General features: G+C 71.3%; 25 protein-coding genes. 6 read left to right on the forward strand and 19 right to left on the reverse strand.

The window, feature by feature from the left end:
• Positions 1–148 precede the first annotated feature (148 nt).
• Positions 149–1591, reverse strand: a complete 1443-nt coding sequence (locus EXU32_RS07785) for an APC family permease (protein ID WP_130629385.1) — start codon at positions 1589–1591, stop codon at positions 149–151.
• Between the two features lie 129 nt (positions 1592–1720).
• Positions 1721–3856: a DNA gyrase/topoisomerase IV subunit B gene (locus EXU32_RS07790; RefSeq protein WP_130629386.1), complete on the reverse strand. Its 2136-nt coding sequence runs from the start codon at positions 3854–3856 to the stop codon at positions 1721–1723.
• A gap of 217 nt (positions 3857–4073) precedes the next feature.
• Between EXU32_RS07790 and EXU32_RS07795 the strand changes: the two genes are divergently transcribed.
• Positions 4074–4298, forward strand: coding sequence for a DUF7455 domain-containing protein (locus tag EXU32_RS07795; RefSeq protein ID WP_242612927.1), 225 nt, complete (start codon positions 4074–4076; stop codon positions 4296–4298).
• A 13-nt stretch (positions 4299–4311) separates the two neighbouring features.
• Positions 4312–4827, forward strand: a complete 516-nt coding sequence (locus tag EXU32_RS07800; protein WP_130629388.1) for a DUF456 domain-containing protein — start codon at positions 4312–4314, stop codon at positions 4825–4827.
• 44 nt (positions 4828–4871) lie between these two features.
• Here EXU32_RS07800 and EXU32_RS07805 read toward each other — a convergent pair whose 3' ends face one another.
• From EXU32_RS07805 to EXU32_RS07835, 7 genes are all read right to left on the reverse strand, one after another.
• Positions 4872–5306 (reverse strand): DUF3040 domain-containing protein, encoded by a 435-nt coding sequence (locus tag EXU32_RS07805; RefSeq protein WP_130629389.1) that lies wholly within the window; start codon positions 5304–5306, stop codon positions 4872–4874.
• Between the two features lie 77 nt (positions 5307–5383).
• Positions 5384–6649 (reverse strand): DNA polymerase IV, encoded by a 1266-nt coding sequence (gene dinB / locus EXU32_RS07810; protein WP_130629390.1) that lies wholly within the window; start codon positions 6647–6649, stop codon positions 5384–5386.
• A gap of 6 nt (positions 6650–6655) precedes the next feature.
• Positions 6656–7435, reverse strand: a complete 780-nt coding sequence (locus EXU32_RS07815) for a class I SAM-dependent methyltransferase (protein ID WP_130629391.1) — start codon at positions 7433–7435, stop codon at positions 6656–6658.
• Between the two features lie 239 nt (positions 7436–7674).
• Entirely contained in the window at positions 7675–8034 is a 360-nt protein-coding gene (locus tag EXU32_RS07820) for a DUF4440 domain-containing protein (RefSeq protein ID WP_130629392.1), read from the reverse strand.
• A 104-nt stretch (positions 8035–8138) separates the two neighbouring features.
• A complete protein-coding gene (locus EXU32_RS07825; protein WP_130629393.1) occupies positions 8139–11864 on the reverse strand; it encodes a DNA polymerase III subunit alpha in 3726 nt (1241 codons plus the stop codon).
• The gene (locus EXU32_RS07830; protein WP_130629394.1) at positions 11861–12397 is read right to left on the reverse strand and encodes an SAV_6107 family HEPN domain-containing protein; all 537 of its coding nucleotides are present in this window, start codon (positions 12395–12397) and stop codon (positions 11861–11863) included. The genes EXU32_RS07825 and EXU32_RS07830 overlap by 4 nt, the downstream gene beginning before the upstream one ends.
• 10 nt (positions 12398–12407) lie before the next feature.
• On the reverse strand, positions 12408–12704 hold the full coding sequence (locus EXU32_RS07835) for a DUF6504 family protein (protein WP_130629395.1): 297 nt from the start codon (positions 12702–12704) through the stop codon (positions 12408–12410).
• A gap of 139 nt (positions 12705–12843) precedes the next feature.
• On the opposite strand from EXU32_RS07835, the gene EXU32_RS07840 reads away from it, so the two are divergent.
• On the forward strand, positions 12844–13929 hold the full coding sequence (locus EXU32_RS07840; RefSeq protein WP_130629396.1) for a polyprenyl synthetase family protein: 1086 nt from the start codon (positions 12844–12846) through the stop codon (positions 13927–13929).
• A gap of 238 nt (positions 13930–14167) precedes the next feature.
• Here EXU32_RS07840 and EXU32_RS07845 read toward each other — a convergent pair whose 3' ends face one another.
• Positions 14168–14521: an Rv2175c family DNA-binding protein gene (locus EXU32_RS07845; RefSeq protein ID WP_130629397.1), complete on the reverse strand. Its 354-nt coding sequence runs from the start codon at positions 14519–14521 to the stop codon at positions 14168–14170.
• A gap of 229 nt (positions 14522–14750) precedes the next feature.
• Here EXU32_RS07845 and EXU32_RS07850 point away from each other — a divergent pair, with 229 nt between their 5' ends.
• Positions 14751–15884 carry a LysM peptidoglycan-binding domain-containing protein gene (locus EXU32_RS07850; protein WP_165399612.1) on the forward strand — a complete coding sequence of 378 codons (1134 nt, stop codon included), beginning with the start codon at positions 14751–14753 and terminating at the stop codon, positions 15882–15884.
• Between the two features lie 35 nt (positions 15885–15919).
• On the forward strand, positions 15920–17800 hold the full coding sequence (pknB, locus tag EXU32_RS07855) for a Stk1 family PASTA domain-containing Ser/Thr kinase (protein ID WP_130629399.1): 1881 nt from the start codon (positions 15920–15922) through the stop codon (positions 17798–17800).
• Between the two features lie 10 nt (positions 17801–17810).
• Here pknB and EXU32_RS07860 read toward each other — a convergent pair whose 3' ends face one another.
• From EXU32_RS07860 to EXU32_RS07875, 4 genes are all read right to left on the reverse strand, one after another.
• Complete coding sequence (locus EXU32_RS07860; RefSeq protein WP_130631104.1) at positions 17811–19139, reverse strand: class II 3-deoxy-7-phosphoheptulonate synthase; 1329 nt, start codon at positions 19137–19139, stop codon at positions 17811–17813.
• Between the two features lie 111 nt (positions 19140–19250).
• Positions 19251–19931: a response regulator gene (locus tag EXU32_RS07865; RefSeq protein WP_130629400.1), complete on the reverse strand. Its 681-nt coding sequence runs from the start codon at positions 19929–19931 to the stop codon at positions 19251–19253.
• Entirely contained in the window at positions 19928–21112 is a 1185-nt protein-coding gene (gene macS / locus EXU32_RS07870) for a MacS family sensor histidine kinase (RefSeq protein WP_130629401.1), read from the reverse strand. The genes EXU32_RS07865 and macS overlap by 4 nt, the downstream gene beginning before the upstream one ends.
• Positions 21113–21116: 4 nt before the next feature.
• A complete protein-coding gene (locus EXU32_RS07875; RefSeq protein WP_130629402.1) occupies positions 21117–21929 on the reverse strand; it encodes a lysophospholipid acyltransferase family protein in 813 nt (270 codons plus the stop codon).
• A gap of 96 nt (positions 21930–22025) precedes the next feature.
• Between EXU32_RS07875 and EXU32_RS07880 the strand changes: the two genes are divergently transcribed.
• Positions 22026–22580: a hypothetical protein gene (locus tag EXU32_RS07880; protein WP_130629403.1), complete on the forward strand. Its 555-nt coding sequence runs from the start codon at positions 22026–22028 to the stop codon at positions 22578–22580.
• A gap of 9 nt (positions 22581–22589) precedes the next feature.
• On the opposite strand, the gene EXU32_RS07885 is transcribed toward EXU32_RS07880, so the two are convergent.
• From EXU32_RS07885 to EXU32_RS07905, 5 genes are read right to left on the reverse strand one after another with little or no spacing between them, the layout of a single operon-like run.
• A complete protein-coding gene (locus EXU32_RS07885) occupies positions 22590–23297 on the reverse strand; it encodes an endonuclease/exonuclease/phosphatase family protein (RefSeq protein WP_130629404.1) in 708 nt (235 codons plus the stop codon).
• Positions 23294–24268, reverse strand: coding sequence for an ROK family glucokinase (locus tag EXU32_RS07890; protein ID WP_130629405.1), 975 nt, complete (start codon positions 24266–24268; stop codon positions 23294–23296). The genes EXU32_RS07885 and EXU32_RS07890 overlap by 4 nt, the downstream gene beginning before the upstream one ends.
• The gene (locus EXU32_RS07895) at positions 24265–25239 is read right to left on the reverse strand and encodes an ROK family glucokinase (RefSeq protein ID WP_130629406.1); all 975 of its coding nucleotides are present in this window, start codon (positions 25237–25239) and stop codon (positions 24265–24267) included. Before EXU32_RS07895 ends, EXU32_RS07890 begins: the two co-directional genes overlap by 4 nt.
• Entirely contained in the window at positions 25239–25562 is a 324-nt protein-coding gene (locus tag EXU32_RS07900) for a hypothetical protein (protein ID WP_130629407.1), read from the reverse strand. The genes EXU32_RS07895 and EXU32_RS07900 overlap by 1 nt, the downstream gene beginning before the upstream one ends.
• Positions 25555–26466, reverse strand: coding sequence for an ArsA family ATPase (locus tag EXU32_RS07905; protein WP_130629408.1), 912 nt, complete (start codon positions 26464–26466; stop codon positions 25555–25557). Before EXU32_RS07905 ends, EXU32_RS07900 begins: the two co-directional genes overlap by 8 nt.
• Positions 26467–26470 lie beyond the last annotated feature (4 nt).

The raw sequence follows: 26470 nt of genomic DNA on the forward strand, positions 1-26470 counted from the left end.
TGCGCATCTCCTTAAGGTCGTGCGCCCGACGGACACATCTCCTTGAGGTCGTGCGCCCGAGGTTCGCATTTCCTTAAGGTCGTGCGGTTTCGCGACGAAGGGGGCGGGGCCGGCTGATCGCCGGTCCCGCCCCCTTCGTCCTGCCGGGTCACTCGTGGTCGATGTGCTCCGGGTCGCGGATGTACGTCTTCTTGGCGTAGAGCGCGCGGTTGAGGAACCACGTGACTGCCCAGAGGATCACACCGAGGACGAGCATGCCGCCGGCGATGACGTACTGCTCCTGCTGCTCCTCGCTGCGAGCCCACGGGCCGACGAGGAAGGCGCAGGTGATTGCACCGAGGATCGGCATGACGGTCGGGGTACGGAAGTGCTCCCGACCCACCGGGTCGCGACGCAGCACCAAGACCGCGATGTTGACGATGGTGAAGACCGCCAGCAGGAGGAGTGCCGTGGTGCCGCCGAGGAGGGAGACGACCGGGCTGTCGCTTCCGAGTACCACGTAGGTGATCAGGCCGTAGGCAACGACCGTCGTGAAGATGATCGCGACCCACGGCGTCTGGCGGGTCTTGTGCACCTTGCCCATCCCCGGGGGCAGGACCTCCTGGCGCGCCATCCCGTAGACGAGGCGCGAGGCCATGAGCATGTTGATCAGAGCCGAGTTGGCGACGGCGAACATCCCGATGAAGGGGAAGATCTTGTCAAAAGGCAGACCGGGAGCGCCGGTGGCGACCACCTGGGTCAGGGCCGACTTCTCACCGCCGACGAGCTGATCCACGGGCACCAGCGCGACCGCGGTGATCGAGACGAGGACATAGATGACGCCGGTGATCCCCAAGCCGGTGAGCATGACCTTGGGGAAGATCTTCGACGGCTCCTTGGTCTCCTCGGCCATGTTGACCGAGTCCTCGAAGCCGACCATTGCGAAGAAGGCCAGTGCGGTCGCCATCGAGATGGAGATGAAGACGCTCTTGTCGCTCGCACTCTCGAAGACGACGGTCCGGGAGAAGTCGGCCTTGCCCTGGGTGACGGCGTAGATGCCGACGAAGATGATGAGCAGCAGACCCGAGAGCTCGACACAGGTGAGCAAGACATTGGCCTTGACGCTCTCCCCGACGCCGCGGAAGTTGATCAGGGCCACGAGGGTCATGAAGCCCAACGCGATGAGGAGCAGCGGTGTCGACCCTGCCTCCCAGTCCGCACCCAGACCGTCGCGCAAGAAGCCGGCGAAGGCATTGGAGGCGGTGGAGGCCGACGTGATGCCGGAGCACATGACGGCAAAGGCGACGATGAAGGTCACGAAGTGCACGCCGAAGGCCTTGTGCACGAAGGTGGCAGCGCCACCGGCCTGCGGGTACTTGGTGACCAGCTCCAGATAGGACAGGGCAGTGATCGTGGCCACGACGAAGGCGGCGATGAAGGGAGCCCAGGCGGCCCCGCCGACTTCCGCTGCGACATCGCCGGTGAGGGCGTACACGCCGGTGCCGAGGATGTCGCCGACGATGAAGAGGAGAAGGAGCTTGGGTCCCATGACCCTCTTGAGCTCTGTCGAGTCCTCACCTGCGGCTTGGCCCGAGGTGGCGACGTCGGACATGAGACCTCCCTGAATCCGGGTGCACGGACGCGCACCGATCCGTTCACCGTGACTCACGTCACGACCTGGTGCAACCACATCGGTCGCGACTCGCCGAAATTCTTCCTGATTCGTGACCCCAGTGGGGCCTCAGGCATCGATCCGTTCGCGGTCGAGCTGGTCCGCGGAGGAGACGATGAACTCGCGTCGCGGGTCCACGTCCTTGCCCATGAGCAGCTCGAAGACCCCCTCTGCGGCCTCGAGGTCGGCGGTGGTGACGCGCCGCAGCATCCGGTGGCGCGGGTCCATCGTCGTCTCGGCCAGCTGGTCGGCGTCCATCTCACCCAGACCCTTGTAGCGCTGGATCGGCTGCTTGATGTTCTTGCCACGGGAGCTGAGCGAGGCGAGCTTCTTGCGCATCTCGGCCTCGGAGTAGGTGTAGATCAGCTCGTTCTTCTTCGACCCGGGGTTGATGACCTCGATCCGGTGCAGCGGCGGGACTGCCGCGTAGACCTTGCCGGCCTCGACGAGCGGGCGCATGGTGCGGAAGAAGAGGGTGAGCAGCAGGGTGCGGATGTGGGCGCCGTCGACATCGGCGTCGGTCATGATGATGACCTTGCCGTAGCGGGCGGCGTCGACGTCGAAGCTGCGACCGGAGCCGGCGCCGATGACCTGGATGATCGAGGCGCACTCGGCGTTCTTGAGCATGTCGCCCACAGCGGCCTTCTGCACGTTGAGGATCTTGCCGCGGATGGGCAGGAGCGCCTGGAACTCGCTGTTGCGGGCCTCCTTGGCCGTCCCCATCGCGGAGTCACCCTCGACGATGAAGAGCTCGGTGGCCTCGACGTCGGTGCTGCGGCAGTCACGCAGCTTGGGCGGGAGGGACGAGGTCTCCAGGGCGTTCTTGCGGCGCTGGGTCTCCTTGTGCAGCCGCGCGGAGATGCGCGACTTCATCTCGGCGACGACCTTCTCCAGCAGCTGGCCGGCCATCTGCTTGTCGCCGCGCTTGGTCGAGGTGAGCAGCGAGGTCAGCTCGGTCTCGACGACCTTGCTCACGATGGAGCGGACGGCATTGGTACCGAGCACCTCCTTGGTCTGCCCCTCGAACTGCGGCTCGGCCAGACGGACGGTGACGACGGCGGTCATGCCCGCGAGGACGTCGTCCTTCTCCACCTTGTCGTTGCCCACCTTGAGCTTGCGGGCGTTGGTCTCGAGCTGCTTGCGGAAGACCTTGAGCAGCGACTGCTCGAAGCCGGCCACGTGGGTACCGCCCTTGGGTGTGGCGATGATGTTGACGAAGGAGGACAGCTTGACGTCGTAGCCGGTCCCCCACCGCAGGGCGATGTCCACGCCGCACTCGCGCTCGACCTCGGTCGGGGTCATGTGGCCCTTGGCGTCGAGCACGGGCACGGTCTCGGTGAAGGTGCCGGTGCCCTCGAGCCGCCACACGTCGGTGACGGCCGCGTCCGGCGAGAGGAACTCGACGAACTCGCTGATGCCGCCGTCGTGGTGGAAGGTCTCCTCAACGACCTCGTCGCCACGCTCGTCACGCACGACGAGGGTCAGGCCGGGCACGAGGAAGGAGGTCTGGCGAGCGCGGGCGGCCAGGGCCTCACGGTCGAGCTCGGCGCCCTTGAGGAAGATCTGCGGGTCCGCCCAGTAGCGCACCCGGGTGCCGGTCACGCCACGCTTGGTCTTGCCGACGATCGCCAGCTCGCTGCCCTTGCTGTAGGGGCTGAAGTCGTTGTCGGGAGACTTCTCCCCCTTCGCCCCGGCGATGTCCGAGAAGGTGCCGGGCTCGCCACGGCGGAAGCTCATCGCGTAGGTCTTGCCGCCGCGGTCGACCTCGACGTCCAGCCGGGAGGAGAGCGCGTTGACGACGGAGGCGCCGACACCGTGCAGGCCACCGGAGGCGGTGTAGGAGCCGCCGCCGAACTTCCCGCCGGCGTGCAGCTTGGTGTAGACGACCTCGACGCCGGTCAGCCCCGTGCGCGGCTCGATGTCGACGGGGATGCCGCGGCCGTTGTCGTGCACCTCGACCGAGCCGTCGGCGTGCAGGACGACGGCGATGTGGTCGCCGTGGCCGCCGAGGGCCTCGTCGACCGCGTTGTCGATGATCTCCCACATGCAGTGCATGAGGCCGCGCTGGTCGGTGGACCCGATGTACATGCCCGGGCGCTTGCGGACGGCCTCGAGCCCCTCGAGCACCTGCAGGTGGTGCGCGGTGTAGTCCTGCGCGGTCTTGCTGCTGGCGGTCTTCTGGGCGGTGCTGGCTGCCGGAGGCACGAAGGGGGCCTGTCCTGTCGTCGGTCGTGGGTGGACTTCTCGAGACTAGTCGGCAGCACCCACAACGCCGTGGAGGCCATCGGTCGTGGTGTCGCACGCACCTCGTCGGGCCGTGCCCTACGTCACGCCACGAGACAGGGGTGCTACTCGGGAAGCCTTTCGCATGTTTGACTGTTGACCCGGACGTCCACGAAATACGCAGGAAATGAGGCAACACGTGAACGCGACCCTGGTCAGCCCCTTGACCGCAGCCGATCGCTGCGACCGCTGCGGAGCCAAGGCCTACGTGCGTGCCCGCCTCCACGCGGGCGGCGAGCTGCTCTTCTGCGCCCACCACGGGCGTGAGCACCTCCCGGCACTGAAGGATCTCGCCGAGATCGACGACGACTCGGCACGGCTCGACGAGAGCACCACCCCCTCGGCACCGATCGACGAGCGCTGACCGGCCGCCGGCCGTGCTGAGCCTGGCCACCGAGGCCGCCCACGACCCGACCACCGCAGTGTTGTGGTTCGCCGTCGCGATCTATGTCGTCGGCGTGCTCGGCATCGTCATCCCGGTCCTGCCGGGACTGCTGCTGTGCGTCGCCGCAGTACTGCTGTGGGCGGCCGAGACCGGCGGCACGATCGCGTGGATCACCCTCGGCATCGTCGTGGTGATCTACGCCATCTGCCTGACCCTGCAGTTCCTCCTGCCCGGGCGGCGGATGAAGCGCGAGGGCGTCGGCGGCCTGACCCTGACGCTGGGTGTCGTCGGAGCCATCATCGGCTTCTTCGTCATCCCCCTGGTCGGTCTGCCGATCGGCTTCGTGCTCGGAGTCTTCGCCGCAGAGTACGTCCGCTTCCACGACCTCGACCGGGCCTGGCAGGCGACCAAGTCAGCGCTGCGCGGGGTGCTGCACAGCATGGGCATCGAGCTCGGCGCGGCGCTGCTCATCGCGATCACCTGGACCGTCGGCATCCTCGCGCACTGAGTCCGTCTGCCCGGCGGGTACCGCCGGGATCTGCCAGCCGGGGTCTACCAGCCCTGACCCTGCTGGCGACGCTCTTCCCATCGCTGCTCCATGCGCTGCATGAAGGTGCCCTGCTTGGGTGCCTTGCCGGGCTTCTTCGCCCGGCTCCGCTTGTGAGCCGTGTGCGGGCGACGGATCGATCCGTCGTCACCGACGAGTCCGAGACCGTGGGGCCGGGTGACACCGCCCGGCGTGATCGCCAGGGCGATGGACGCGACGATGAGGGCGAAGCCGGCGACGCCGACCCACAGGTTGGTGTTGATGCCCAGCAGGACGAGTCCCAGCCCGGCGAGTGCTCCGATGACCCCGAAGATCACTCGACGGCGGTCGGGATGCCGTGCGTCCGAGCCGTTCATCTGCGAGGCAAAACGGGGGTCCTCGGCCCGGATGGCCTCTTCCATCTCCTCGAGCATCTGCCGCTCACGCTCTGACAGCGCCACGGTGACCTCCCTACCAGCCGGATCTCGTGCGGGCCGAGCCCGCGGGTCCCCACGGCGGGTGCACCGCCGTGGTCCTCTCAGTCTAGGTCGCGTCCGCGGCCTGCGGTAGGTGGGCCCGTCCTGGGACGGTCGGCGAAGAGGCTGGCCGGCCGCACACTGCCGGCGCCGAATCGTGCGCTCGCCCTGTCGATGGCCCGGTCGGCCTCGCGCCAGCCGTGCTCGGGCTCGTCGAGGGCCACCTGGACGGGTGTCGACGCGGCCTCGGACAGCTGCTCGACCCGGACCCCGACGAGCCGGACGCGGGCGCGCTGCAGCCCGAGGGCGTCGTAGAGCTCTCGGGCCAGTGCCGCGATGTCCCGCGAGACGTCGGTGGCATCGCGAAGGGAGCGGGAGCGGGTGATCGTCGTGAAGTCGGCGAAGCGCACCTTGATGCTCACGGTCCGCCCGACGAGGCCCGCGGCCCGTAGCCGGGAGGCGGTCTTGTCGCTCAGTCCCAGCAGGGTGCGGTGGACGATGTCGGGGTCGTCGACGTCGTGGTCGAAGGTGCGCTCGTTGCCGATGCTGCGCTCACGGCGGATCGGCTCCACGGATCGGGGGTCGCGCCCCCAGGAGAGCTCGTGCAGGTGGTTGCCGGTGGCCTCACCGAGCCCGCGCACGAGGGTGGCCCGGGGTGTGTGGGCGATGTCGGCCACGGTCTTCAGGCCCAGCCGGGCGAGGGCCTCCTCGGTCTTGTCCCCCACGCCCCACAGCGCACCGACGGGCAGCTGCTGGACGAAGGTGACGACCTCGTCGGCGGGGATGACGAGCAACCCGTCGGGCTTGGCCAGGCCGGAGGCCATCTTGGCGACGAACTTGCTACTCGCGACGCCGACGGAGCAGGTGATGCCCTGCTCGTCGGCGATGGTGTCGCGGATCCGCTGGGCGATCGTCGCGGGCGAGCCCATGAGGCGCACCGCGCCGGCGACGTCGAGGAAGGCCTCGTCGCTGCTCAGCGGCTCGACGTAGGGCGTGATGTCGGCGAAGGTCGCCATGACGGCGGCGGAGATGCGCGAGTAGAGCTCGTGCTCGGGCGCCAGGATCGTCGCCTGCGGGCACAGCCGCCGGGCGCGCCCCATCGGCATGGCCGAGGCGACGCCGAAGGCCCGCGCCTCGTAGGTGGCCGACAGGACGACCCCGCGGGTGCCGCCGCCGACGATGACGGGTGTCCCGACGAGCTCGGGGTGGGCGATGAGGGACGCCGAGGCGAAGAAGGCGTCCATGTCGACGTGCAGGATCGTGCACCCGGTGTCATCCGGGGGCCCTTGGCCGACCCGCGGTGGGGGCCGGTACTGGCGCCGGCTCATCGTCGATCAGTCGCGGCGGGCGATGAGGTGGACGGCGCCACCCAGAGCCGAGAGCCCGATGCGGCCGGCGTCGGCGGAGGCCAGCTCCTCGAGCTCGAGAAGGGCCTGACGGTCGGCCTCGGTGTCGACGAAGGTGCTGGGCACGACATCGCTGAAGATCCGCACCCCCTTGGTCTCGAGGGTGGTGAAGCCGGCGCGGTTGAGCATCTCGGCGAGGGTCGCGCGGTCGAAGCGGCGCGGCACCGGGTCCTCCTCGCCCCACCGTCCGTCGGGAGCGGTGAGCGCCGTCCGGGCCTGGTCGAATCGGCCGGCGAGGGCACGGGCGATGACCGCGGCGACCCGCTGAGCGGTGACGAGGGACAGGTGCCCGCCGGGCGCGAGGACCTCCGCGATGCGAGCGAGGGTGGCCTCGGGGTCCTCGACGTACTCGAGGGTGCCGTGGCAGCACAGCAGGTCGATGCTGCCGGGCGCTGCGATGGTGGCCAGGGTGTCGGCGTCCCCCTGGACGGCGCTGATCCGGTCGGCGGCGTCGGACTCGGCGACCCGACGGCTCATCGAGGCGAGCGCGTCGGGGCTTGGGTCGACGACGGTGACGGTGTGGCCCTGCTCGGCGAGCGCGACGGCCAGCCCGCCGGTGCCTCCCCCGAGGTCGAGGACGCGCAGTGGCCGGGAGAGCTCGCTCTGGCGGGACTCGCTGAGCGCACGCACCTGCGACCAGATCGCTGCGGTCCGGACATTGCCCTCGACACCGCTGCTTCCACGGCGCCACGCTCGCTCATCAGTCATGGCTCCAACCCTAGTCGGCGCAGGTGACACCCCCTTCGCGCGCCGGGTGTTCGCCCCCTTCACAGGGGGCGAAGGGGTATGCCCCCTGTGAAGGGGGCGAAGGCTCAGCGCCCGGAACTGCCGACATCACAGCTGGTCCCCACCAGCGGGGACCAAGAGATCCAGGCACAGAAGTGTCAGGTACCGGGTCCGACTACCCGGTCCCTGGCGCCTCGACCCAGTCGCGAGTCGACGAGGCTTCACGGAAGCAGGGTCCCCTGATGGTGGATCTGCTGCCAGCCGCGCCCGCGCTGACACCAGAGCGACGTGCGGCGAGCGCGTCGTCCACCTTGGTCCGAGTCCCACGAGACTTGGATGACTCCGGGCGCGATGACCCGGCCTCGCAGGTCGTGGATCTCGATGGGGACGGCGTCGTCATCGTCGGACTCCTGGTCCAGCAGCTCGAGGATCGAGTCACGATCCCACCGCCGTCCCGAGGCTCCCACCTCGATGAAGTCGGGAGCGAGCAGCTCGAGCAGTCCGTCGGAGTCAGCCCGAACCGCTGGCGACTGCAGCTGGCGCTCGAGCTCGATGACCGTGGTGATCGCTGACTCGTCCATGCGCCCATTCGAGCACGGTTGGTCCCCACCAGCGGGGACCAAGAGATCCAGACACAAGGCGACCGACGCGAAGGGAGGTTCGCCCCCTCTGGAGGGGGCGAACCTCAGTGCCCCGAGCTGCCCGGGGAGGAGTGCCACAGCTTGCGCGGGGGCTCGACGCCCGTGCCGGCCGGGCGGGTGTCGGCCCAGGGCGACTGGCGGAAGCCCGAGGCATGCACGAGCACCCGGTGCCCCTCGGGCTGCTGGTGCGCGGCATCACGGGCCCGGGCGAGGTCGTCGGCCTCGTCGAGCGCGGCGTGCACGGCGTCGATCCCGCCGCGCTCCCAGGCCTCCCACAGCGTCGACAGCTCCCAGGCCCCGGAGGCGAGCACCGAGACCCCGCGCGGCCCGGCCCGCCGGATCGTGCCGCGCACGAGCATCAGCCAGGAGTGGAAGATCGTCGCGGCATAGGGCCCCTGCACGTCCTCGAAGAAGGTCGCGTCGACCGGTCCGGTCGAGTCGTCGACGGTGAGGAAGACGACCCGACGCCCGGAGCGGATCGGTGGCGTCTGGGTCGCGACCTTGACCCCGGCAGCGAGGATCCGGGCACCGCTGCGCACCGAGAGCAGGTCGGCGCTGCGGGTCACCCCGAGCGCCTGGAGCATCGGCGCGTAGAAGTCCATGACATGTCGTGAGGCGTCCAGGCCGAGGATCTCCAGCTCGGCGCTCACCTGGTCGGGGACGCTCATCTCGGGCAGGCCGACGCCGTCGCCGAGCTCCGGGGAGTCGCCGAGGTCGAGGGTCAGCTGGCTGGCGACGGGGGTGACGGCACTCGTGCGCACCTGCTGCGCACCCGGCTTGCCCGCGGCCCAGGCCGGCGCGTCGGCCCGTCGCGTCCTCCCCCGGGAGCGCCCCGACGCGGCTCGCGACCAGCGGTCGAGCTCGGCGACGTGCAGCAGCAGGTCGCGACGGGTCAGTCGCCCGCGGCTGCCCAGCCCCGGTCCCGCCCGTCCGGCCCCCGTGCCGTGCACCGAGTCGAAGGCCCCGACGAGGACCAGCCGCTCGACGACCGGCCGGCTCACCGCGGCCCGCTGCCAGAAGTCGGCGAGCGAGTCGTAGGGCGCTCCGGCGACGACGCGGGCGATCTCACCGGCGCTCATGCCCTTGACGTCGGCGAGCGAGAGGCGGATCCCCCATCCGGACCCGTCGGGCAGGTCCGGGTCGTCCGGTGGGTGCCCCGTCACGGGCGCCCGCTCGACGCGGTACTCCCCCGTGCTCGCATTGACGTCGACCCCGAGGATCGTGATGCCGAGCGAGCGGGCCTCCTCGAGGAGCAACCGCTTGGGGTACATCCCCGGGTCGTGGGTGAGCACACCGGCGAGGAAGGCCGCCGGGTGATGGGCCTTGAGCCACGCGGACTGGTAGGTCGGCATCGCGAAGGCCGCAGCGTGCGCCTTGCAGAAGCCGAAGGAGGCGAAGGCCGCCAGCACCGACCAGATCCGGTCGACGTCGGCCTGCGGGTAGCCGCGGGCTGCCGCGGCGGGCCGCCACCACGCCTCGATGCGCGCCTGCCCGTCGGGACTGCCCATCGTGCGCCGCACCTCGTCGGCCTGTGCGAGGGTCGCGCCGCTCGTCTCGGAGATGATCCGCAGCATCTGCTCGTGGAAGACGACGACCCCCTCGGTCTCGGCGAGCGCCGGGACGAGCCGGTCGTGGAGGAACTGCGGCCGCGACCAGCCGTGCCGGGCCTCGAGGAAGGGTCGGATCATGTCGGACTTCACCGGACCGGGGCGGAAGAGCGAGATGTCGATGATCAGGTCGTCGAAGACGGTCGGGGCGAGCTTGCCGATGAGCTCACGCTGCCCCGGGCTCTCGATCTGGAAGCACCCGAGCGTGCGGGTCGTACGGATCATCGCGAAGGTCGCCGGGTCGTCGAGCGGGACGTCGGCCCGGTCGTCGAGGTCGATGCGCCCCCCTTCGGTCCGCTCGACCTCGCCGACCGCGTGCGCCATCGCCGACTGCATCCGGATGCCGAGGATGTCGAGCTTGAGCAGCCCGAGCGCCTCGACGTCGTCCTTGTCGAACTGGCTCATCGGGAAGCCCAGCCAGCTCGACTCGACCGGGGTGCGATCGAGCAGCCCGCCGTCGGACAGGACGACACCGCAGGGGTGCAGGGCGATGTGCCGAGGGAGTCCGTCGAGCCGTTCGACGAGGTCGAAGAGCACCCCCAGCCGGGGTCCGTCGAGGCTGCGGGTGCGCAGCTCGGGCAGCTCGGCCATCGCCGAGCGCACGTCCTTGGCGCGGATGTGCGGGAAGGCCTTGGCGATCTCGTCGACCTCCGAAGGGGGGACCCCCAGCGCCGCGCCGACGTCACGGATCGCGTGCCGCGCCTTGTAGGTGTCCATCATCGACACGCACGTCACCCGGTCCCGGCCGAAGCGCTCCAGGACCAGCTCGTACATCTCGGTCCGGCGGGCCGACTCCACGTCGATGTCGATGTCGGGCAGCTCGGCCCGCAGCGGCGAGCAGAAGCGCTCCATGAGCAGGTCGTGCCGGATCGGGTCGATGGCGCTGATGCCGAGCAGGTGGTTGACGAGGCTGCCGGCACCGGAGCCACGAGCGGCGACGCGCACCCCGGCGCCGGTGATGAGGTCGACGACCTCGGCCACGGTGAGGAAGTAGGTCGGGTACCCGAGCGCCTCGACGACGTCGAGCTCGTCGGCCAGACGCTCCTCGACCTGCCGCAGCACGGACGGTGCCGCGTCGGGGTAGCGCGCGCCGATCGCCGCCCGGCATCGCTGCGCGAGCACTGCCTGCGGGTCCTCGTCGGGCCGCAGCCCGAGCACGTGCGCCTCGGGCAGGTGCACCCGGCCGATACCCAGGTCCTTGCGGTCGTCCAGCGCGCACCCCATCGCCGTGCGCACGGTCTCGTCGAGCAGCGCCCGCGCACGCTGCGCCGGGCTCGCGCAGGACCAGCCGCCGGCTCCGCCGCCGAGCGCGGTCGTCACCCGGTGCGCGCTCGCGGCCATCGTCGCGTCGTCGGCGAGGTGCCCGGCGGTCGTCACCCGGTCGAGGTGACGGGTGTCGAGGGCGACGAGTCGTCGGGTCGCGTCCAGGACGTCTGCGGTGCTCGCGTCCTGCGGGTGCAGGTGGCGCACGGCGGCGGTGAGCACCGCGGGCACACCGCAGGAGTCGGCGAGACCGAGCAGGTGTGCGGCGTGACCGGTCGAGGCCGGCGTGCCCGGCGGCCCGCCGTGGTCGACGACCTCGATCGCGAGCGCACCTGTGGGCAGCACCTGCTGCCAGGCCTGCAGCCGCTGCCGGGCGAGGTCGGGTCGGCGGGTGAGCAGCGCGACGCCGACGTCGGAGGCCGGGCCGAGCAGGACGAGCAGCGGTCCCGGTTCGTCCGGGTCGGGCGCGGCCGCGTGCCGGGCGACCATCGCCGCCGTCGCCACGGCCTCGCCACGCTCCCCCGTCAGGTGCACCTCGCTGACGAGCCGGCACAGCCGGGCCCAGCCGACCCCGTGGGGCACCCCGGCGCCGACGCCGCGGGCCAGGACGGTCACCCGTGGGTGACGAGGGTCGACCTCGGCGCCACCGCGCACCGGCGTGCGTCGACGCGAGGGGGCCCGGGACCCACCGTCGATGGCCAGGTCCACCCCGAGGACCGGCACGATCCCGGCCGCCGTCGCTGCCCGGACGAAGCGCACCGCTCCGTAGAGCCCGTCGCGGTCGGTGAGCGCGAGCGCCGGCTGCCCGAGCTCCGCGGCCCGGGCCACGAGGTCCTCCGGTGTCGTCGTGCCATGGCGAAGGGAGAACCCCGACGCCACGTGCAGATGGGCAAAGCTCACCCGGCACCACCGCCCGCGCGCATCTCCTTGAGGTCGTGCGCCACCGGGCGCACCTCCTTGGGGTCGTGCGCCGGGGTGATCGCGACGAGGTCACCGGGTACCGGCACCGGCGACAGGCCGAGGAGCCCGGCGACGATCCGCACGAAGTCCTCCCCCTGGCGCAGCAGGTCGTCGACCTCGCGCACGCTCATCGGTCCGGCCGCTCCATGACCGGGGCGGGTCCCCCCTTCGGGCAGGACGACCTCGAAGAAGTCCGCCCACTCGGTCAGCTCGGGCGCCACCCGGGGCAGCAGTCGCCACACGTCGACGGGACCGGACCCTTCGAGGCTGCTTCGTCGCGCCTCGGGGAAGGTCGGACGACCACGCACGCACAGCACGGCGGCAGCGGCCCGCAGGACGGCGAGCCGGGTCGCGGCACTGCGGTCGGGCACGCTGCGAGCCATGTGCGCGCCGGCGAGGCTCTCCCCCGCGCTGAGGAGCAGGTCCATCGCCCCGTCGAGGCGATCGGGATGGAGGACGGCAACGGCAACCATCACCGCCCCCTCAGTCCTGGGTCCGCAGGAGCAGCCAGTCGGACGCGCTCGACGGATCGCCGTCCACGCCCAGGTCGTAGACCCCCGGCGCGCTGCTGAGTCCTCGGCTCGCCGACACCCGCCACACGTCCCGAGCGAGCGGGACCTGCGAGAGCGACTGCCCGCCTGTCGCACGCCACCAGTCGCGCCTCTCCTGCCAGTGGTCGACCACCTCGGTGACCCGGTAGAGCCGCCCTCGCCAGAGGAACTGCTCCGGTCGTGCCTCCCCCACCCGCACCTCGATGGATTCCTCGACGAGCCTGACCATGACCACTCCTTTGATCGAACACCTGTTCGATCAACAGTAGACCGGGGGGCCGACAGCGAGTCAACCCCGCTCGACGTAGGCTGGTCGCGACCCAAGGATCCGACCACGGACCACCGACACCCTCGCCACTGGAGCCCACGTGCCGCACCCGCTGGACCTGGCCGACCTGCGCTCGCGGGTCCAGGACCGCATCGACACCGAGCTGGACCGCTGGGAGGTCGAGCTCGCCGAGATCGGGCCCGATGTCGCCGACCTGACCGGCCCCGTGCGCACCCTCCTGCAGGGCGGCAAGCGACTGCGGGCCGGGTTCGCCTACTGGGGCTGGCGTGCCGCCGGGCGCGACGACGACGAGGGTGCGATCTCCCTCGCCGCCTCGATGGAGCTCTTCCAGGCCGCCGCGCTCATCCACGACGACGTCATGGACGACAGCGAGACCCGCCGCGGCAAGCCGGCCATGCATCGGGCCCTCGCCCGGGCCCATGGCGAGCGGCTCTGGCACGGCGACCCCGACCGCTTCGGTGTCGCCGGGGCGATCCTCGCCGGCAACCTCTGCCTGGGCTGGTGCGACGACCTCTACGCCGACTCGGGCCTGCCCCCGCAGGCGCTCACCGCGGCCCGACCGGCCTTCGAGCGGATGCGCGGTCAGCTCATGGCCGGCCAGTTCCTCGACATCGTCACCTCGATGCGCCCGTGGCACCGGCTCGACGACGCCGAGCGGATCGAGCGCTCACGGCACGTCATCCGCTACAAGAGCGCCAAGTACTCGATCGAGCACCCGCTGCTCATCGGGGCGACCGCCGGTGGCGCGTCCGAGAGCGACCTCGCGGCCCTGTCCCGCTACGGGCTGGCGCTGGGCGAGGCCTTCCAGCTGCGCGACGACGTGCTCGGTGTCTTCGGGGACCCGAAGGTCACCGGCAAGCCCGCTGGGGACGACCTGCGTGAGGGCAAGCGCACCGTGCTCATCGCCCGGGCACTCGCCGGCGCCGACGACATCACGACGACCAGGATCGACCAGTGGCTCGGGGCGCCCGACCTGGGCGTCGACGAGGTCGAGGCCTTCCGCGAGCTGATCGTCGACACCGGGGCCCTCGACGGTGTCGAGTGCGACATCGCCGATGGCGCCGAGGCGGCCCGCGCCGCCCTCGCCGAGGCGACCGGGGTCGCCGACCCCGCCCGCTCGGTCCTCGCCGACCTCGTCGACGTCACCACCGCGCGCTCCACCTGACGAAGGGGGCGCTCCACCTGACGAAGGGGCGCTCCACCTGACGAAGGGGGCGCTCCACCTGACGAAGGGGGGCGAGCGGGCCTCGCCCCCCTCCCGTCCTGCTCCTCGTGGTGGGTCACCCCGCGGTCATCTCGTGCTCCATGCCCGCGAGCACACAGCACGGACACGCCCACCGGACTCGGGCCACCCGCTGACCCACCAGGAGGAGCAGAACGGGAGCGCCGAACAGGGCCCGGCTCTATGCCTCTTCCATCGCCCGGCGGCGCACCTCGGTCTTGAATCCCGCGAGCACGGCCTCGATCGCGCTCGACCCTCCGGGCCACGTCTCGTCGCGGGCAAACATCCACTCGATGATCTCCTCGTCGGAGAAGGCGGCATCGCCCAGGACCGTGAAGGTCCCGGCCAGCTCGGGCAGCGGGCCGTCCTCGCCGAGGAAGGCCGCGGGCACGCAGAGCGTGTTGCGCTCACCGCGGCGCGAGGCGAGGAGCTGACGCTCGTCGAGCATCCGGCGCACGTCGGACAGGCGCACGCCGAGGCGCTCGGCCACGTCGGGGAGGGGCAGCCAGACATCGAGATCAGGGGTGTTGTTCACGCCCGCCAGTGTGTCAGAGCGCGTGTCCAGCGCAGCACCCCGAGTCGCGCCACGCGTCGGACAACGCGCGAAACAGGAGCATCTTCGGTACCGTCGACGCAGGAACCACATACGTCACTTCAGCAACAGGCGCCACAGGCGCCACGTCTCCCACCCCCGGGCGTTCCCCTGCGCCCCTGACATCGGAGTCCCCCACATGGTCCTTCCGCTTCTTGTCACTGCCCCGGCCATGCCCGTGGTCGCAGAGATCGACCAGACCGCCGAGACCACGGCCCACGCGTCCCAAGGCACGCCCAACCACACCGTCCGCGCCGGCGAGACGATCTACGACATCGCCGCCCGCTACCACGTGAGCCCGGCGGCCCTGCTGTCGCGCAACCACCTCTCGGCCCAGGCCTTCATCCAGCCGGGGCAGAAGCTGCGGGTTCCCGGCCGCACGGCGTCGACCTCCCCCTCGCAGACCACGTCGAAGCCGGCGCGCTCCGGCTCCACCCGCTCGTACGTCGTGCGCAGCGGTGACACCCTCACCGGCATCGCCGCCCGCCACCGCATGAGCGTCGAGCGGCTGCGCTCGCTCAACGACCTCAGCGACAGGTTCATCCGCCCCGGCGAGAAGCTGCGCGTCAGCGGCACCACTGCCAAGCCCGCCAAGCGCGCCACCTCCAGCAGCCGGGCGACCACATCCCGCTACACGGTGCGTGACGGGGAGACCCTCACCGGCATCGCCGCCCGCCACCACATGAGTCTCGCGCGCCTGGCCAAGCTCAACGGGATCTCCAGCAAGGAGTTCATCCACGCCGGCACGACCCTGAAGGTCACCGGCTCGACCACGAGCACCTCCCCCGCCACCCACGCCAAGAAGAAGACGACCGCGACGAAGAAGAAGAACAACACCTTCGCCGGGCGCACCTACTCGGACGCGATCGTCGATGCCGCGCACCGCAACCGCAGCACGCTCGCCGGCCGGGCCGTCCCGAGCCGCGCGGAGACCAAGGCCAAGATCACCCGCATCTCCCGCCAGCACGGCCTCGACCCGTCGATCGCCCTGGCCATCTCCTACCAGGAGTCCGGCTGGGACCAGCGCCAGGTGTCCGTCGCCAACGCCGTCGGCGCCATGCAGGTCATCCCGAGCACCGGCGAGTGGACCTCCCAGCTCGCCGGTCGCCAGCTCGACCTGCTCGACACCGACGACAACATCACGGCCGGTGTCCTGCTGCTCAAGGTCCTCACCGAGCAGGCCGACAGCACCTCCGAGGCCATCGCGGGCTACTACCAGGGCCTGGCGTCCGTCGAGTCCAACGGCATGTACGGCGACACCAAGCAGTACGTGCAGAACGTCAAGGCGCTCCGTCGCCGGATGTGACGGACGGACGAAGGGGGCGAACCTAGACTTTGGGCGTGACCACCGCATCCACGCACCCGCTCGTCGGCGACCTCGTCGACGGTCGGTACAGGGTGCTGCGTCATCTCGCCGACGGCGGGATGGCCACGGTCCTGCTCGCCACCGACACCCGGCTGGACCGGGAGGTGGCCCTGAAGGTCATGCGCCCCGACCTCGCGGCTGACGAGACCTTCGTCTCGCGCTTCCGTCGCGAGGCACGATCGGCCGCTCGGCTGAGCCACCCTAATGTGGTGCCCGTCTTCGACCAGGGCGAGGACGACGGGCAGGTCTTCCTCGCGATGGAGTACATCGAGGGGCGCACCGCGCGGGCCGTGATGGACGCCGAGGGCGCCCTCACCCCGCGCGCCGCCCTGGACATCCTCGAGCCCGTCCTCACCGGCCTCGCCGCCGCCCACGAGGCCGGCTACATCCACCGCGACGTCAAGCCCGAAAACATCCTCATCGCCGACCGTGGCCAGATCAAGGTCGCCGACTTCGGGCTGGCCCGGGCCGTCACCTCCCAGACCGCCACTGCTGATGACGGCGTGCTCTTCGGCACCGTGGCCTACCTCTCCCCCGAGCAGGTCGAGCGCGGCATCGCCGATGCCCGCAGCGACGTCTACGCCGCCGGACTCATCCTCTTCGAGCTGCTCACCGGTCAACGTGCGGTCGAGGGCGACTCCCCGATCCACGTCGCCTTCCAGCACGTGCACGGGTCCCTGGCGGCCCCCTCAGACATCGTCGACGGGCTCCCGTCGCAGCTCGACGACCTCGTCGCCCTGGCCACGCACCGGGACCCCGACGGGCGCCCACGCGATGCGGGCGACTACCTCGCGCAGCTCCAGCGGGTCCGAGCGGGTCTGAGCACCGACCAGCTGGACCGGCGCCCCGTCGCCAACCGTCGCACCACCTCCGCCGACACCGCCTCCGCCGGGACGGCGACGGTCGCCCACCCTCGCCCCCGGACGACGACGGCCATCGCCACGTCGGCCGCGGCTCCCCCTTCGCCCCGTCGCCGTCGTGGCCGAGGTGTCCTCGTGGCACTGCTGCTCGCCGCGATCGTCGCCGCCGGCGGAGGCTGGTGGTGGACCCAGGAGGGCCCGGGCAGCAAGGTCCTCGTCCCCGACGTGGCCGGGCAGTCCCAGCAGGACGCCGAGGCCACCCTCGCTCAGAACGACCTGTCGCTCACCGAGCAGCTCGCCTTCGACGAGGAGGTACCCAAGGGGCAGGCGATCACCTCCAACCCACCGACCGGCACCGAGCTGTCCAAGGGCAGCGAGGTCACGATCATCATCTCCAAGGGCCCGGAGCGCTACGAGGTCCCCGACCTCGACGGCAAGACCACCGCGGAGGCAACCTCCGCCCTCAAGGCCGAGCATCTGGTCGTCGGCACGACGACCGAGGCCTACGACGACGAGGTCCCCAAGGGCGAGGTCATCTCCACCACCCCCACGACCGGCACCGAGCTCAAGCGCGACGCCACGGTCAGCCTGGTCATCTCCAAGGGCCCCGAGCCGATCACCGTCCCGAGCGTCACCGGCAAGACCGCCGACACCGCGACGAGCACCATCGAGGACGCCGGACTCAAGGTCACCATGGCCGAGGATGCCTACTCGACGACCGTGCCCAAGGGATCGGTCATCAGCCAGACCCCGTCCACCGGGACCCTCCTGCCCGGCGAGACGGTGACGATCACCCTCTCCAAGGGCCCGGAGATGATCGCGGTCCCCGACGTCGACGGCCTCAGCCGCGACGCCGCGACCAAGAAGCTGCAGGACGCCGGCTTCAAGGTCTCGGTGCAGACCTTCCTCGGTGGTGTCCTCGACGAGGTCCGCGCCTCCCGCCCGAGCGGCGGCACAGCCGCCAAGGGATCGACGGTCACGATCCTCGTCGTCTGACCACGGCGATCTACGCGCGCTGGCTGAGCATCTCCGCGGTGAGGAAGGCCAGCTCGAGGCTCTGCTGGTGGTTCAGACGCGGGTCGCAGACGCTCTCGTAGCGCTTGTTGAGGTCGGCGTCGAGGATCCGCTCGGCGCCACCGAGGCACTCCGTGACGTCGTTGCCGGTGAGCTCGATGTGCAGACCACCGGGGACGGTGCCGAGCGAACGGTGCACCTCGAAGAAGCCGCGCACCTCGTCGACGACGTCGTCGAAGTCACGCGTCTTGAAGCCGGACGCGGACTCGAAGGTGTTGCCGTGCATCGGGTCGCAGATCCACGTGACGATGGCGCCGGAGTCACGCACCTTCTCCACGATGGAGGGCATCGCGTCGCGGATCTTGCCCGAGCCCATGCGGGTGATGAAGGTCAGGCGGCCCGGCTCGCGGTGCGGGTCGAGCAGGTCGATGATCCGCAGCAGCTCGTCGGGGTCGGCCTTGTCCGAGACCTTCATCCCGATGGGGTTGCGGATCCGGCTGACGAAGTCGAGGTGCGCGTGGTCGATCTGGCGGGTGCGCTCACCGATCCACAGGAAGTGGCCCGAGGTGTCGTAGAGGTCGCCGGTGCGCGAGTCGACCCGCGTCATCGGCCGCTCGTAGTCCAGGAGCAGGGCCTCGTGCGCGGACCAGAACTCGGTCGCGCGCATCGCCTCGAAGTCGACCCCGCAGGCCGCCATGAAGCGCATCGCCTTGTCGATCTCGTGGGCCAGGCCCTCGTAGCGACGGTTGGCGGAGTTGGAGACGAAGCCGACATTCCAGTCGTGCACCCCGCGCAGGTCGGCGAAGCCGCCCTGGGTGAAGGCGCGCACGAGGTTCAGCGTCGCGGCGCTCGTGTGGTATCCGCGCAGCAGTCGGCCCGGGTCGGGGTTGCGCGACTCGGGGGTGAAGGCGAAGTCGTTGACCATGTCGCCGCGGTAGGCCGGCAGGGTCACACCGTCGCGGGTCTCGGTGTCCTTGCTGCGGGGCTTGGCGAACTGGCCCGCCATCCGGCCCATCTTGATCACGGGCATGCCCGCGCCGTAGGTGAGCACGGCGGCCATCTGCAGCACGGTCTTGATCCGGTCGCGGATGTTGTCGGCGGTGGCGTGGACGAAGGTCTCGGCGCAGTCGCCGCCCTGGAGCACGAAGGCCTCACCGATGGAGGCCGCGGCCATCCGGTCGCGCAGGTTGTCGCACTCCCCCGCGAAGACGAGCGGTGGATAGGTCGCCAGCTGCGCGACGGCGTCGTCGAGGACAGCACGGTCGGGCCAGTTGGGCTGCTGCGCGGCAGGCAGGTCGCTGGTGATCGTGGCTGGGGACATGGAGGAGGGCACTGCGGTGGTCACCCGCCAAGGATAGGCCGCGCCCCCGACCGCCCTTGCACCCGTCCACTCACAGGACGAAGGGAGATCACTACACAGGACGAAGGGAGATCACTCCGGCTGGTCGAGTCCCCGGCTGATGGCGAAGCGGGTCAGCTCCACCCGGTTGTGCAGGTGGAGCTTGCCGAGGATGTTCTGCACGTGGTTCTGCACCGTCCGGTGCGAGATGACCAGGTCGGCCGCGATCTCCTTGGCCGTCATCCCCATCGCGACGTAGCGCAGGATCTCGGTCTCGCGCTCGGTCAGCTCCGGCACCTGTGGCGTCTGGGCCTCCGGCTCGGGCTCGGCACGCGCCCGGGTGCTCATCTCGCGGAACTCCCCGAGCACCAGACCGGCCAGCCCGGGGGTGAAGACGGCCTCCCCGGCACCGGTCGCGGTCACCGCGTCGCGGATCTCGGCGGGCGAGGCCGACTTGACGAGGTAGCCGCTCGCTCCGGCCTTGACGGCGGCGAGCACGTCGGTCTCCTCGCCGCTGGCGGAGAGGATGAGCACCTTGGTCGACAGGTCGCTGATCGCGGTGCAGACCTCGTCGCCGCGCATGTGCGGCAGGTTGAGGTCGAGGACGAGGACGTCCGGCACGGTCGCCTTGGTGCGACGCACGGTCGACGGCCCGTCCGCCGCGGTGCCGACGATGTCGAATCCGGACTCCTCGAGATCGCGTACCAGCGCGTCCCGCCACAGCGGGTGGTCGTCGGCGACGAGGACCGTCAGGGGCATCGTGGGCTCGCTCATGGGGTGGAGCCTGCCACGTCCGACGACGGGAGGCTGAGCGTGACCGTCGTGCCCCCGCCCGACGGTGAGCGCCAGCTCGCCTCGCCTCCGAGGTCGAGCATCCGACCGCGGATCGAGCTGCTGGCGCCGAGCCGGCCCTCCTCGACCGCGCGCACGAGGCGGTCGGACTCGATGCCGACGCCGTTGTCGCGGACGACGACCTCGATCCCGCGGTCGTCGGCGTCGAGGAGCACCCAGGCCCTGGCGTCAGGCCCGGCATGCTGGGCGACGTTGTCGAGGGCGGCCGCGACGGCCGCCTCCACCTCCCGGGCGGCATGGTCGGGCAGACGCACCGGCCCGGCGGGCAGGACCACCTCGACCGACGACGAGCGAAGGGAGGCCAGCCCGGCCGTGAGGTCGCGGACCTCGTCGCGGCCGGAGGCGGAGGGTTGACTCGCGGCCGGCTCGAAGCGCGTGATGAGGGTGCGCAGGGAGCGCTCCTGGTCGGCAGCGAGGTCGGCCAGGACCCTCCCTTCGCCCCCGAGCTCGCGACCGCGGCGGTTGATCATCGCCAGCGCCTGGAGGACCCCGTCGTGCACCTCGCGGCCGATGCGCTCGCGCTCGGCGAGGCGCTCGCTGACGGCGAGGGCCCGCTCGAGCCGCTTCTGGCTCTCCCGGGCCAGCTGGACCGCGAGGCCGACGAGGATGCCGAGGAGGAAGAGCAGGAAGATGTTGTGCCAGGTCAGCTGGCTGGCCTCCTCGGCCTGGACCAGGTTGGCCGCCGCGACGACGGTGGCCGCGACGACCCCACCGGGGATCTCGCAGAGCAGCGCGGCCGCCATGACGGGTGCGGCGGACCAGACACCGGGCAGGGTCGAGATGCCGTCGCTGACCGCGGCGTCCGAGTAGACGACGCTGGTGAGGAGGATGCCGCTGCAGGCGATGACCAGCTCGACGGCGACGGCCGTCTTGGTCGGGCGGGGCAGCAGGGGCGCGGCGATCGACCAGGCGAGCACGACGACCCCGAAGACCACGATCGGCCACCAGAGCACGACCTGCTCACGGTGGGCGCCGACGAGGATCGCGGCGTAGCCGAGGGAGAGGAAGCGGTAGAGGGCCAACCCACGGCCGCCGGCACTGTCGATGAGCGGCGAGGGGTTGTAGTGCCGACGCAGCGAGCTCTCCCCCGGGTCGACCTCCATGCGACTAGAGCCCGTCCTTGTCCTCGGACCACGGGCTGCCCTGGGGCTTGTCACCCTGCTCGATGATGTCCTCGAGCTCGGGGACCGCCCGGCCCGGACGCGCGGCCTCCTGCAGCTCGCGAGCCCGACGCTTGGCCTTGGTGAGCAGCTTTTCCTTCATCGACGTGGCGTACATGTCGACGTACTCCTGGTCGGACAGCTGCATCAGCTCGTACATGATCTCGTCGGTGATCGAGCGCAGGACGAAGCGATCGCCCTCCATGCCCTCGTACCGGGAGAAGTCCAGTGGCTTGCCGATCTTGACGCCGATGCGACGGATGTTGGGGATCAGCTGCCCGGTCGGCTGTGCCTTGTCGGTGTCGATCATGGCGACCGGGATGACCGGGACGCCCGCGGTCAGGGCCATCCGGGCGACCCCGGTGCGACCCCGGTAGAGGCGCGAGTCGGGCGAGCGGGTGCCCTCGGGGTAGAGGCCGAGCAGCTCACCTCGGTCGAGCACGCTGAGCCCGGTCTTCAGGGCCGCCTCGCTCGCCTTGCCGCCGCTGCGGTCGATCGGCAGCTGGCCGACCCCGCGGAAGAAGGTGGCCGTGAGCCATCCCTTGACGCCCGTCCCGGTGAAGTAGTCGGACTTGGCCAGGAAGGTGAGTCGACGCTCCATCACCAGCGGCAGGAAGATCGAGTCCGAGAAGGACAGGTGGTTGCTGGCGAGGATCGCCCCACCCTCCGCAGGAATGTGCTCGACACCCTCGACCTTGGGTCGGAAGAGCACCTTGAGCAGTGGCCCGACGAGGACCATCTTGAGAAACCAGTACAGCACCTTTGCCTCACCTCCAGATCGCAGCGAACTCTACGGTAAGGCCGACGCCCACGGTACGTGCGAGGATGTCCACCAGGCGATGACGGCCTCGGATGGATGGATGAGCAGATGACCGAGCGGCAGCACCCCGACGACCGCGACGTCGACGCGGCCTTCGAGGCCATGGTCGCGCACTGGGACGAGCCGACGCCCGACGAGGACCTGCCCGACCACGACCGGCTGCCCGCCCCCCTCGACACCCCACCGCGTCGACCTCGTCAGACCACCGCAGGGGTGCACGGCGCCTTCCCTCCCCCTCGGCCGGTCGACCGGCAGCGCAACGACGTCCCGTGGCGGGTGGACCCGACCAACTCGGTCGCCGATGCCCTGATGGGCTCCGACGACGACCCCGGCTCGGCCGATGACGACGAGGGCTTCCAGCCGCCTCCGCCTGCTCCCCTGCCGCCCTCGACGGACCGGCTCTTCTGGGGTGCGCTCCTGGGCCTGGGTCTGGGGATCCTCGGCCTGCTCTGGCTGGCCATCGCCCGCCCCTATGTCGGCAGCTGGGTGACCTTCCTCGTCGTCGCGTCGATCATCGGCGGCTTCGTCTGCCTGGTCATCCGCCAGCCGCAGGACCGCGACGACGACCCCACCAACGGCGCGCGCGTCTGAGTCCGTCGCTCACTCCCCGGAGCGCGGCACCGACGGGTCGGGCAGGGGGGAGGTCTCGATGTCGACCCACACCGGCCGGTGGTCGGTGGCGGCCTTGAGGTCCTCCCACACCCACGGCACCTCCCGGTGCGGCAGCACCGTCACGTCCGGCGTGGCGAAGACGACGTCGAGCACCCGGTCGGGCGACGCGGACGGGTAGGTCGGGACCAGTGGGCTGATCGGCCGCATCGACGAGCCGAAGAGCTGCCAGGCAGCGCCGTCGGACTGCTCGTTGAGGTCACCGGCGAGCAGCGCCGGCCCCGGGACGGCCGCGAGCCGCTCCATGATCTGCCGGGCGTGGGCGAGCCGCTCGTCGGCGTCGAGACTCAGGTGCACGCTCGCGATCGAGACGGACGTACGGCCGAAGGGAGCGACCCGGGTGACCGCGAAGCCTCGCCGGTCGCGCCAGGACCGGGTGGGCAGCCGGTGGTGGGTCACCGACAGGACATTGGTGCGCTGGTTGGTCAGGACGCTCGTCTGGCCGGCGCGCTGGCTGCGGCCGGACCACACCAGGCCGCACCGCTGGGCGAAGTCGGCGATGCGGTGGTTGGTCGGCCCGATCCACGGCACCTCCTGCAGGCACAGCACGTCGGGGTCGATGACGCGGACCGTCCGCGCCAGCGCCGCGACGTCGTCCTGGAGCGCGCGCAGGTTGTACGAGGCGACGCGCAGGGTCACATCTGCTCCTCGGCCCCCAGCGCGGCCGCTCCGATGAGCCCCGCGTCCGGGCCGAAGCGCGCCGCGACGATCGTGGCGGCCGGCCGGTAGCCACGACCGGGCAGCTGTCGGGCGAAGGTGTCGCGGGCCGGTCCGAGGAGCAGGTCCCCGGCCGCGCTCACGCCACCGCCGATGACGAAGACCTCGGGGTCGATGGCGGCCGCGAGGTTGGCGATGCCCACCCCGAGCCAGTGACCGATCTCGGCGAGCAGCTCGGTGGCGGTGGCGTCACCGTGGCGCGCGGCCTCGGTGATCATCGGGCCGGTGAGCGAGGCCGGGTCGCCACCGACGTGGGCGAGCAGGTCGGTCGCCATCGGCGAGTTGGCCATGGCCAGGCCGCGGGCCTCGCGCACGAGGGCATTGCCCGAGGAGTACTGCTCCCAGCAGCCGCGGTTGCCGCACTCGCAGCGCTGGCCGCCGGGCACGACCTGCATGTGGCCGAACTCGCCGGCGATGCCGTAGCGACCGCGCACCAGGTGGCCGCCGACGAGGATCGCTCCCCCGATACCCGTCCCGAGCGTGATCATCACGGCATGGCTGGCGCCGCGTGCCGCACCGAAGCGGTGCTCGGCCCACAGTGCCGCATTGGCGTCGTTGTCGATGGAGATCGGCAGGTCGAGGCGCTTGCCGAGCGCCTCGCGCAGCGGCTCGTTGCGCCACGAGAGGTGCGGGGCGAAGACGACGGTCGAGCGGTCCGCCGCGACGAAGCCGGCCGCGCCGACACCCACCGTCGCCGGACGCTCGACGCCCTCGACGTCGGCCTGGACGAGCAGCTCCTCGATGACCTCGACGATGGTGTCCTCGACGACCCGGGGGGCGTTGGACCGGTCCGGGGTGTCGCGGCGCGTGCGCACGAGGATGCGGCCGTCCTCGTCGAGGACGCCGCCGGAGACCTTGGTCCCGCCGATGTCGATACCGATGCTCGTGCTCATGCGCGGCCCTCCCGGGCGATCGTGGCGGCACCGACGATGCCTGCGTCGTTGCCGAGGGTGGCGGGGACGATCTCGGGCGAAGGGCGGTGGCCCCGGCCGATGAGGTGCTTGGCGAAGGCGGTCCGGGTCGGACCGATGAGCAGGTCGCCGGCGTCGGCGACCCCGCCGCCGATGGCGATGCGGCCCGGGTCGAGCACGGCGCAGATGGACGCGATCCCTTGTCCGAGACGGGTACCCAGCTCGTCGAGCAGCTCGATGCTGGCGCCGTCACCCTCGCGGGCGAGCTCGGTGATGTCGTGACCGGTCAGGGCGTCAGGGTCCCCGCCGCAGCGTGCGCGCAGGGCCTCACCGAGGGGCGAGGGCGAGGTGACGAGCTCGCGGGCGTTGCGCACGAGCGCCGTCCCGGAGGCGAAGACCTCGAGGCAGCCGGCGTTGCCGCACCCGCACCGGGGGCCGCTCGGGTCGAGGACGATGTGCCCGACCTCGCCACCGATGCCGAAGGCCCCCCGCACGAGGCGGTCGTCGTTGATGCAGCCGCCGCCGACGCCGGTCCCGACCGTCACCAGGAGCATGTCGTCGCAGTCGCTGCCGGCGCCGAACCGGTACTCACCCCAGGCGGCCGCATTGGCGTCGTTCTCGACGACGACCTCGCGGTCCACGCGGGAGGCGACCTCGGCAGCGAGGTCGAGGTCGCGCCACGGCAGGTTGGGTGCGAACCAGACATGGCCCGCGCGGGCGTCGACGAAGGCCGCACAGGCGATGCCGATCCCCTCGACCGGCCCCTCGGCCGCCTCCGTCAGGGTGGTGACGAGGGTGGCCGTGGCCTCGATGATGGCCGTGGTGTCGTCCGCCGGGGTCGCCACCTGCTCACGGTGGGTGATCCGCCCGGCCCCGTCGACGAGGGCGCCGGCGATCTTGGTCCCGCCGATGTCGATGCCGATGGCAGTGGGGGTGTCGTCGTACTCGTCCATCAGGCCTCGCTCGCGTCGGTGGTCGCCGACGCGACCTCGTCGTCGTGGATCGTGATCCGCTGCCCGCGCTCGCGGAGCGGCACGTGGCTGGGCGGTCCGCCGAACTCGCTCCCGAGGGCGCCGGCCACGCCCTGCGACCCCAGGGTGGCGCGGGTCAGCGCCTCGGCGAGGAGGCTGGCACCGGTCATGGCCCGCTGGGTCGTGGCCGTGTCCAGGCCGCGCAGGTCGTCGCCGAGTGACTCGAGGTCGACCTCGGAGAGCACCCGCAGCAGCTGGACGACGATCTCCTCGGGGCCCCCGGGCGGCTCGCTGTGGTCAGCCACGGGGCCACACCGCCGGGTCGGGCGTCATCGTCAGGGTCAGCACCCCGTCGGCGACCCCGGCACGCTCGATCTCGCAGCGTCGCAGGGCCGAAGGGAGCAGCACCCGCCGCGTGCGGCCGGCGCAGCCGAGGACGAGCTCGTCCTCGTGGCGGACGAGCTCCAGATCCGGGGCGCGCACGCCGGGGACATCGATCCGCAGGAGCCAGCGACCCTCCTCACGCTCGACCCGGGGGCCGGCGTCGGGTGCGGGCGTCGGCAGGTACTCGACGCCGGCGCCGCCCAGGGGGTGGACCGCGGTGAGCGTGCGGCCCATGAGGGCCAGCAGCACCTCGGCGTCGGCGCGTCGGGCGGCCCCGACGGGCCCGTCGGGGGCGGCCAGGTGGAGGCTGGTCGTCATCGGGTCGGCCAGGGCACGGTCGAGTCCCTCGAGCAGCTCGGCCCCCTCACGCAGGGCGTCGAGGAGCGGCAGGTCGGGCATGGGCAGCGCGCCGATGCCCTCCGGGGCGACGAGGACCTCCCACCGGCCGACGACGGGGACGAAGGCGGCGAAGGCGCGAGCGACGCGCTGCGGGACGTCGAGCAGCCGAGCGACCTCGACGTCGACGTCGACGACCAGCTCGTGACCGGACCGGTGGACCTGGTCGATCTCGCGCGCCAGGCGCAGCAGCTGTGGCAGGTCCCTCGGCAGGATGGTGGCGATGAGGTCGGCCACCACCGGAGCAGGCAGGTCGAGGGCAGCCAGCACCCGGTCCAGGTGGGTCTCGATCGCGAGGACGACGGGGTCGACGGGGAAGTCGAGGAGGGAGGGACGCGCGATCGGGTGACGGGGCCGCAGCGCGGCCGCGAGCTCGGCGGTCACGGCGCTGCTCTGGTCGCCTCCTCCGACGACGAGGTGGGCTCGCACGGTC

It is taken from the genome of Janibacter limosus, assembly GCF_004295485.1.
In the GTDB taxonomy this organism is placed as follows: Bacteria; Actinomycetota; Actinomycetes; order Actinomycetales; family Dermatophilaceae; genus Janibacter; species Janibacter limosus_A.

Coding starts and splice junctions, on each gene's coding strand:
- EXU32_RS07785 (WP_130629385.1), bottom strand. CDS start 1,591: ATGTCCGACGTCGCCACCTCGGGCCAAGCCGCAGGTGAGGACTCGACA.
- dinB (WP_130629390.1), bottom strand. CDS start 6,649: ATGAGCCGGCGCCAGTACCGGCCCCCACCGCGGGTCGGCCAAGGGCCC.
- EXU32_RS07815 (WP_130629391.1), bottom strand. CDS start 7,435: ATGACTGATGAGCGAGCGTGGCGCCGTGGAAGCAGCGGTGTCGAGGGC.
- EXU32_RS07820 (WP_130629392.1), bottom strand. CDS start 8,034: ATGGACGAGTCAGCGATCACCACGGTCATCGAGCTCGAGCGCCAGCTG.
- EXU32_RS07830 (WP_130629394.1), bottom strand. CDS start 12,397: ATGGTTGCCGTTGCCGTCCTCCATCCCGATCGCCTCGACGGGGCGATG.
- EXU32_RS07835 (WP_130629395.1), bottom strand. CDS start 12,704: ATGGTCAGGCTCGTCGAGGAATCCATCGAGGTGCGGGTGGGGGAGGCA.
- EXU32_RS07850 (WP_165399612.1), top strand. CDS start 14,751: ATGCCCGTGGTCGCAGAGATCGACCAGACCGCCGAGACCACGGCCCAC.
- EXU32_RS07860 (WP_130631104.1), bottom strand. CDS start 19,139: ATGTCCCCAGCCACGATCACCAGCGACCTGCCTGCCGCGCAGCAGCCC.
- EXU32_RS07865 (WP_130629400.1), bottom strand. CDS start 19,931: ATGAGCGAGCCCACGATGCCCCTGACGGTCCTCGTCGCCGACGACCAC.
- macS (WP_130629401.1), bottom strand. CDS start 21,112: ATGGAGGTCGACCCGGGGGAGAGCTCGCTGCGTCGGCACTACAACCCC.
- EXU32_RS07880 (WP_130629403.1), top strand. CDS start 22,026: ATGGATGAGCAGATGACCGAGCGGCAGCACCCCGACGACCGCGACGTC.
- EXU32_RS07890 (WP_130629405.1), bottom strand. CDS start 24,268: ATGAGCACGAGCATCGGTATCGACATCGGCGGGACCAAGGTCTCCGGC.
- EXU32_RS07895 (WP_130629406.1), bottom strand. CDS start 25,239: ATGGACGAGTACGACGACACCCCCACTGCCATCGGCATCGACATCGGC.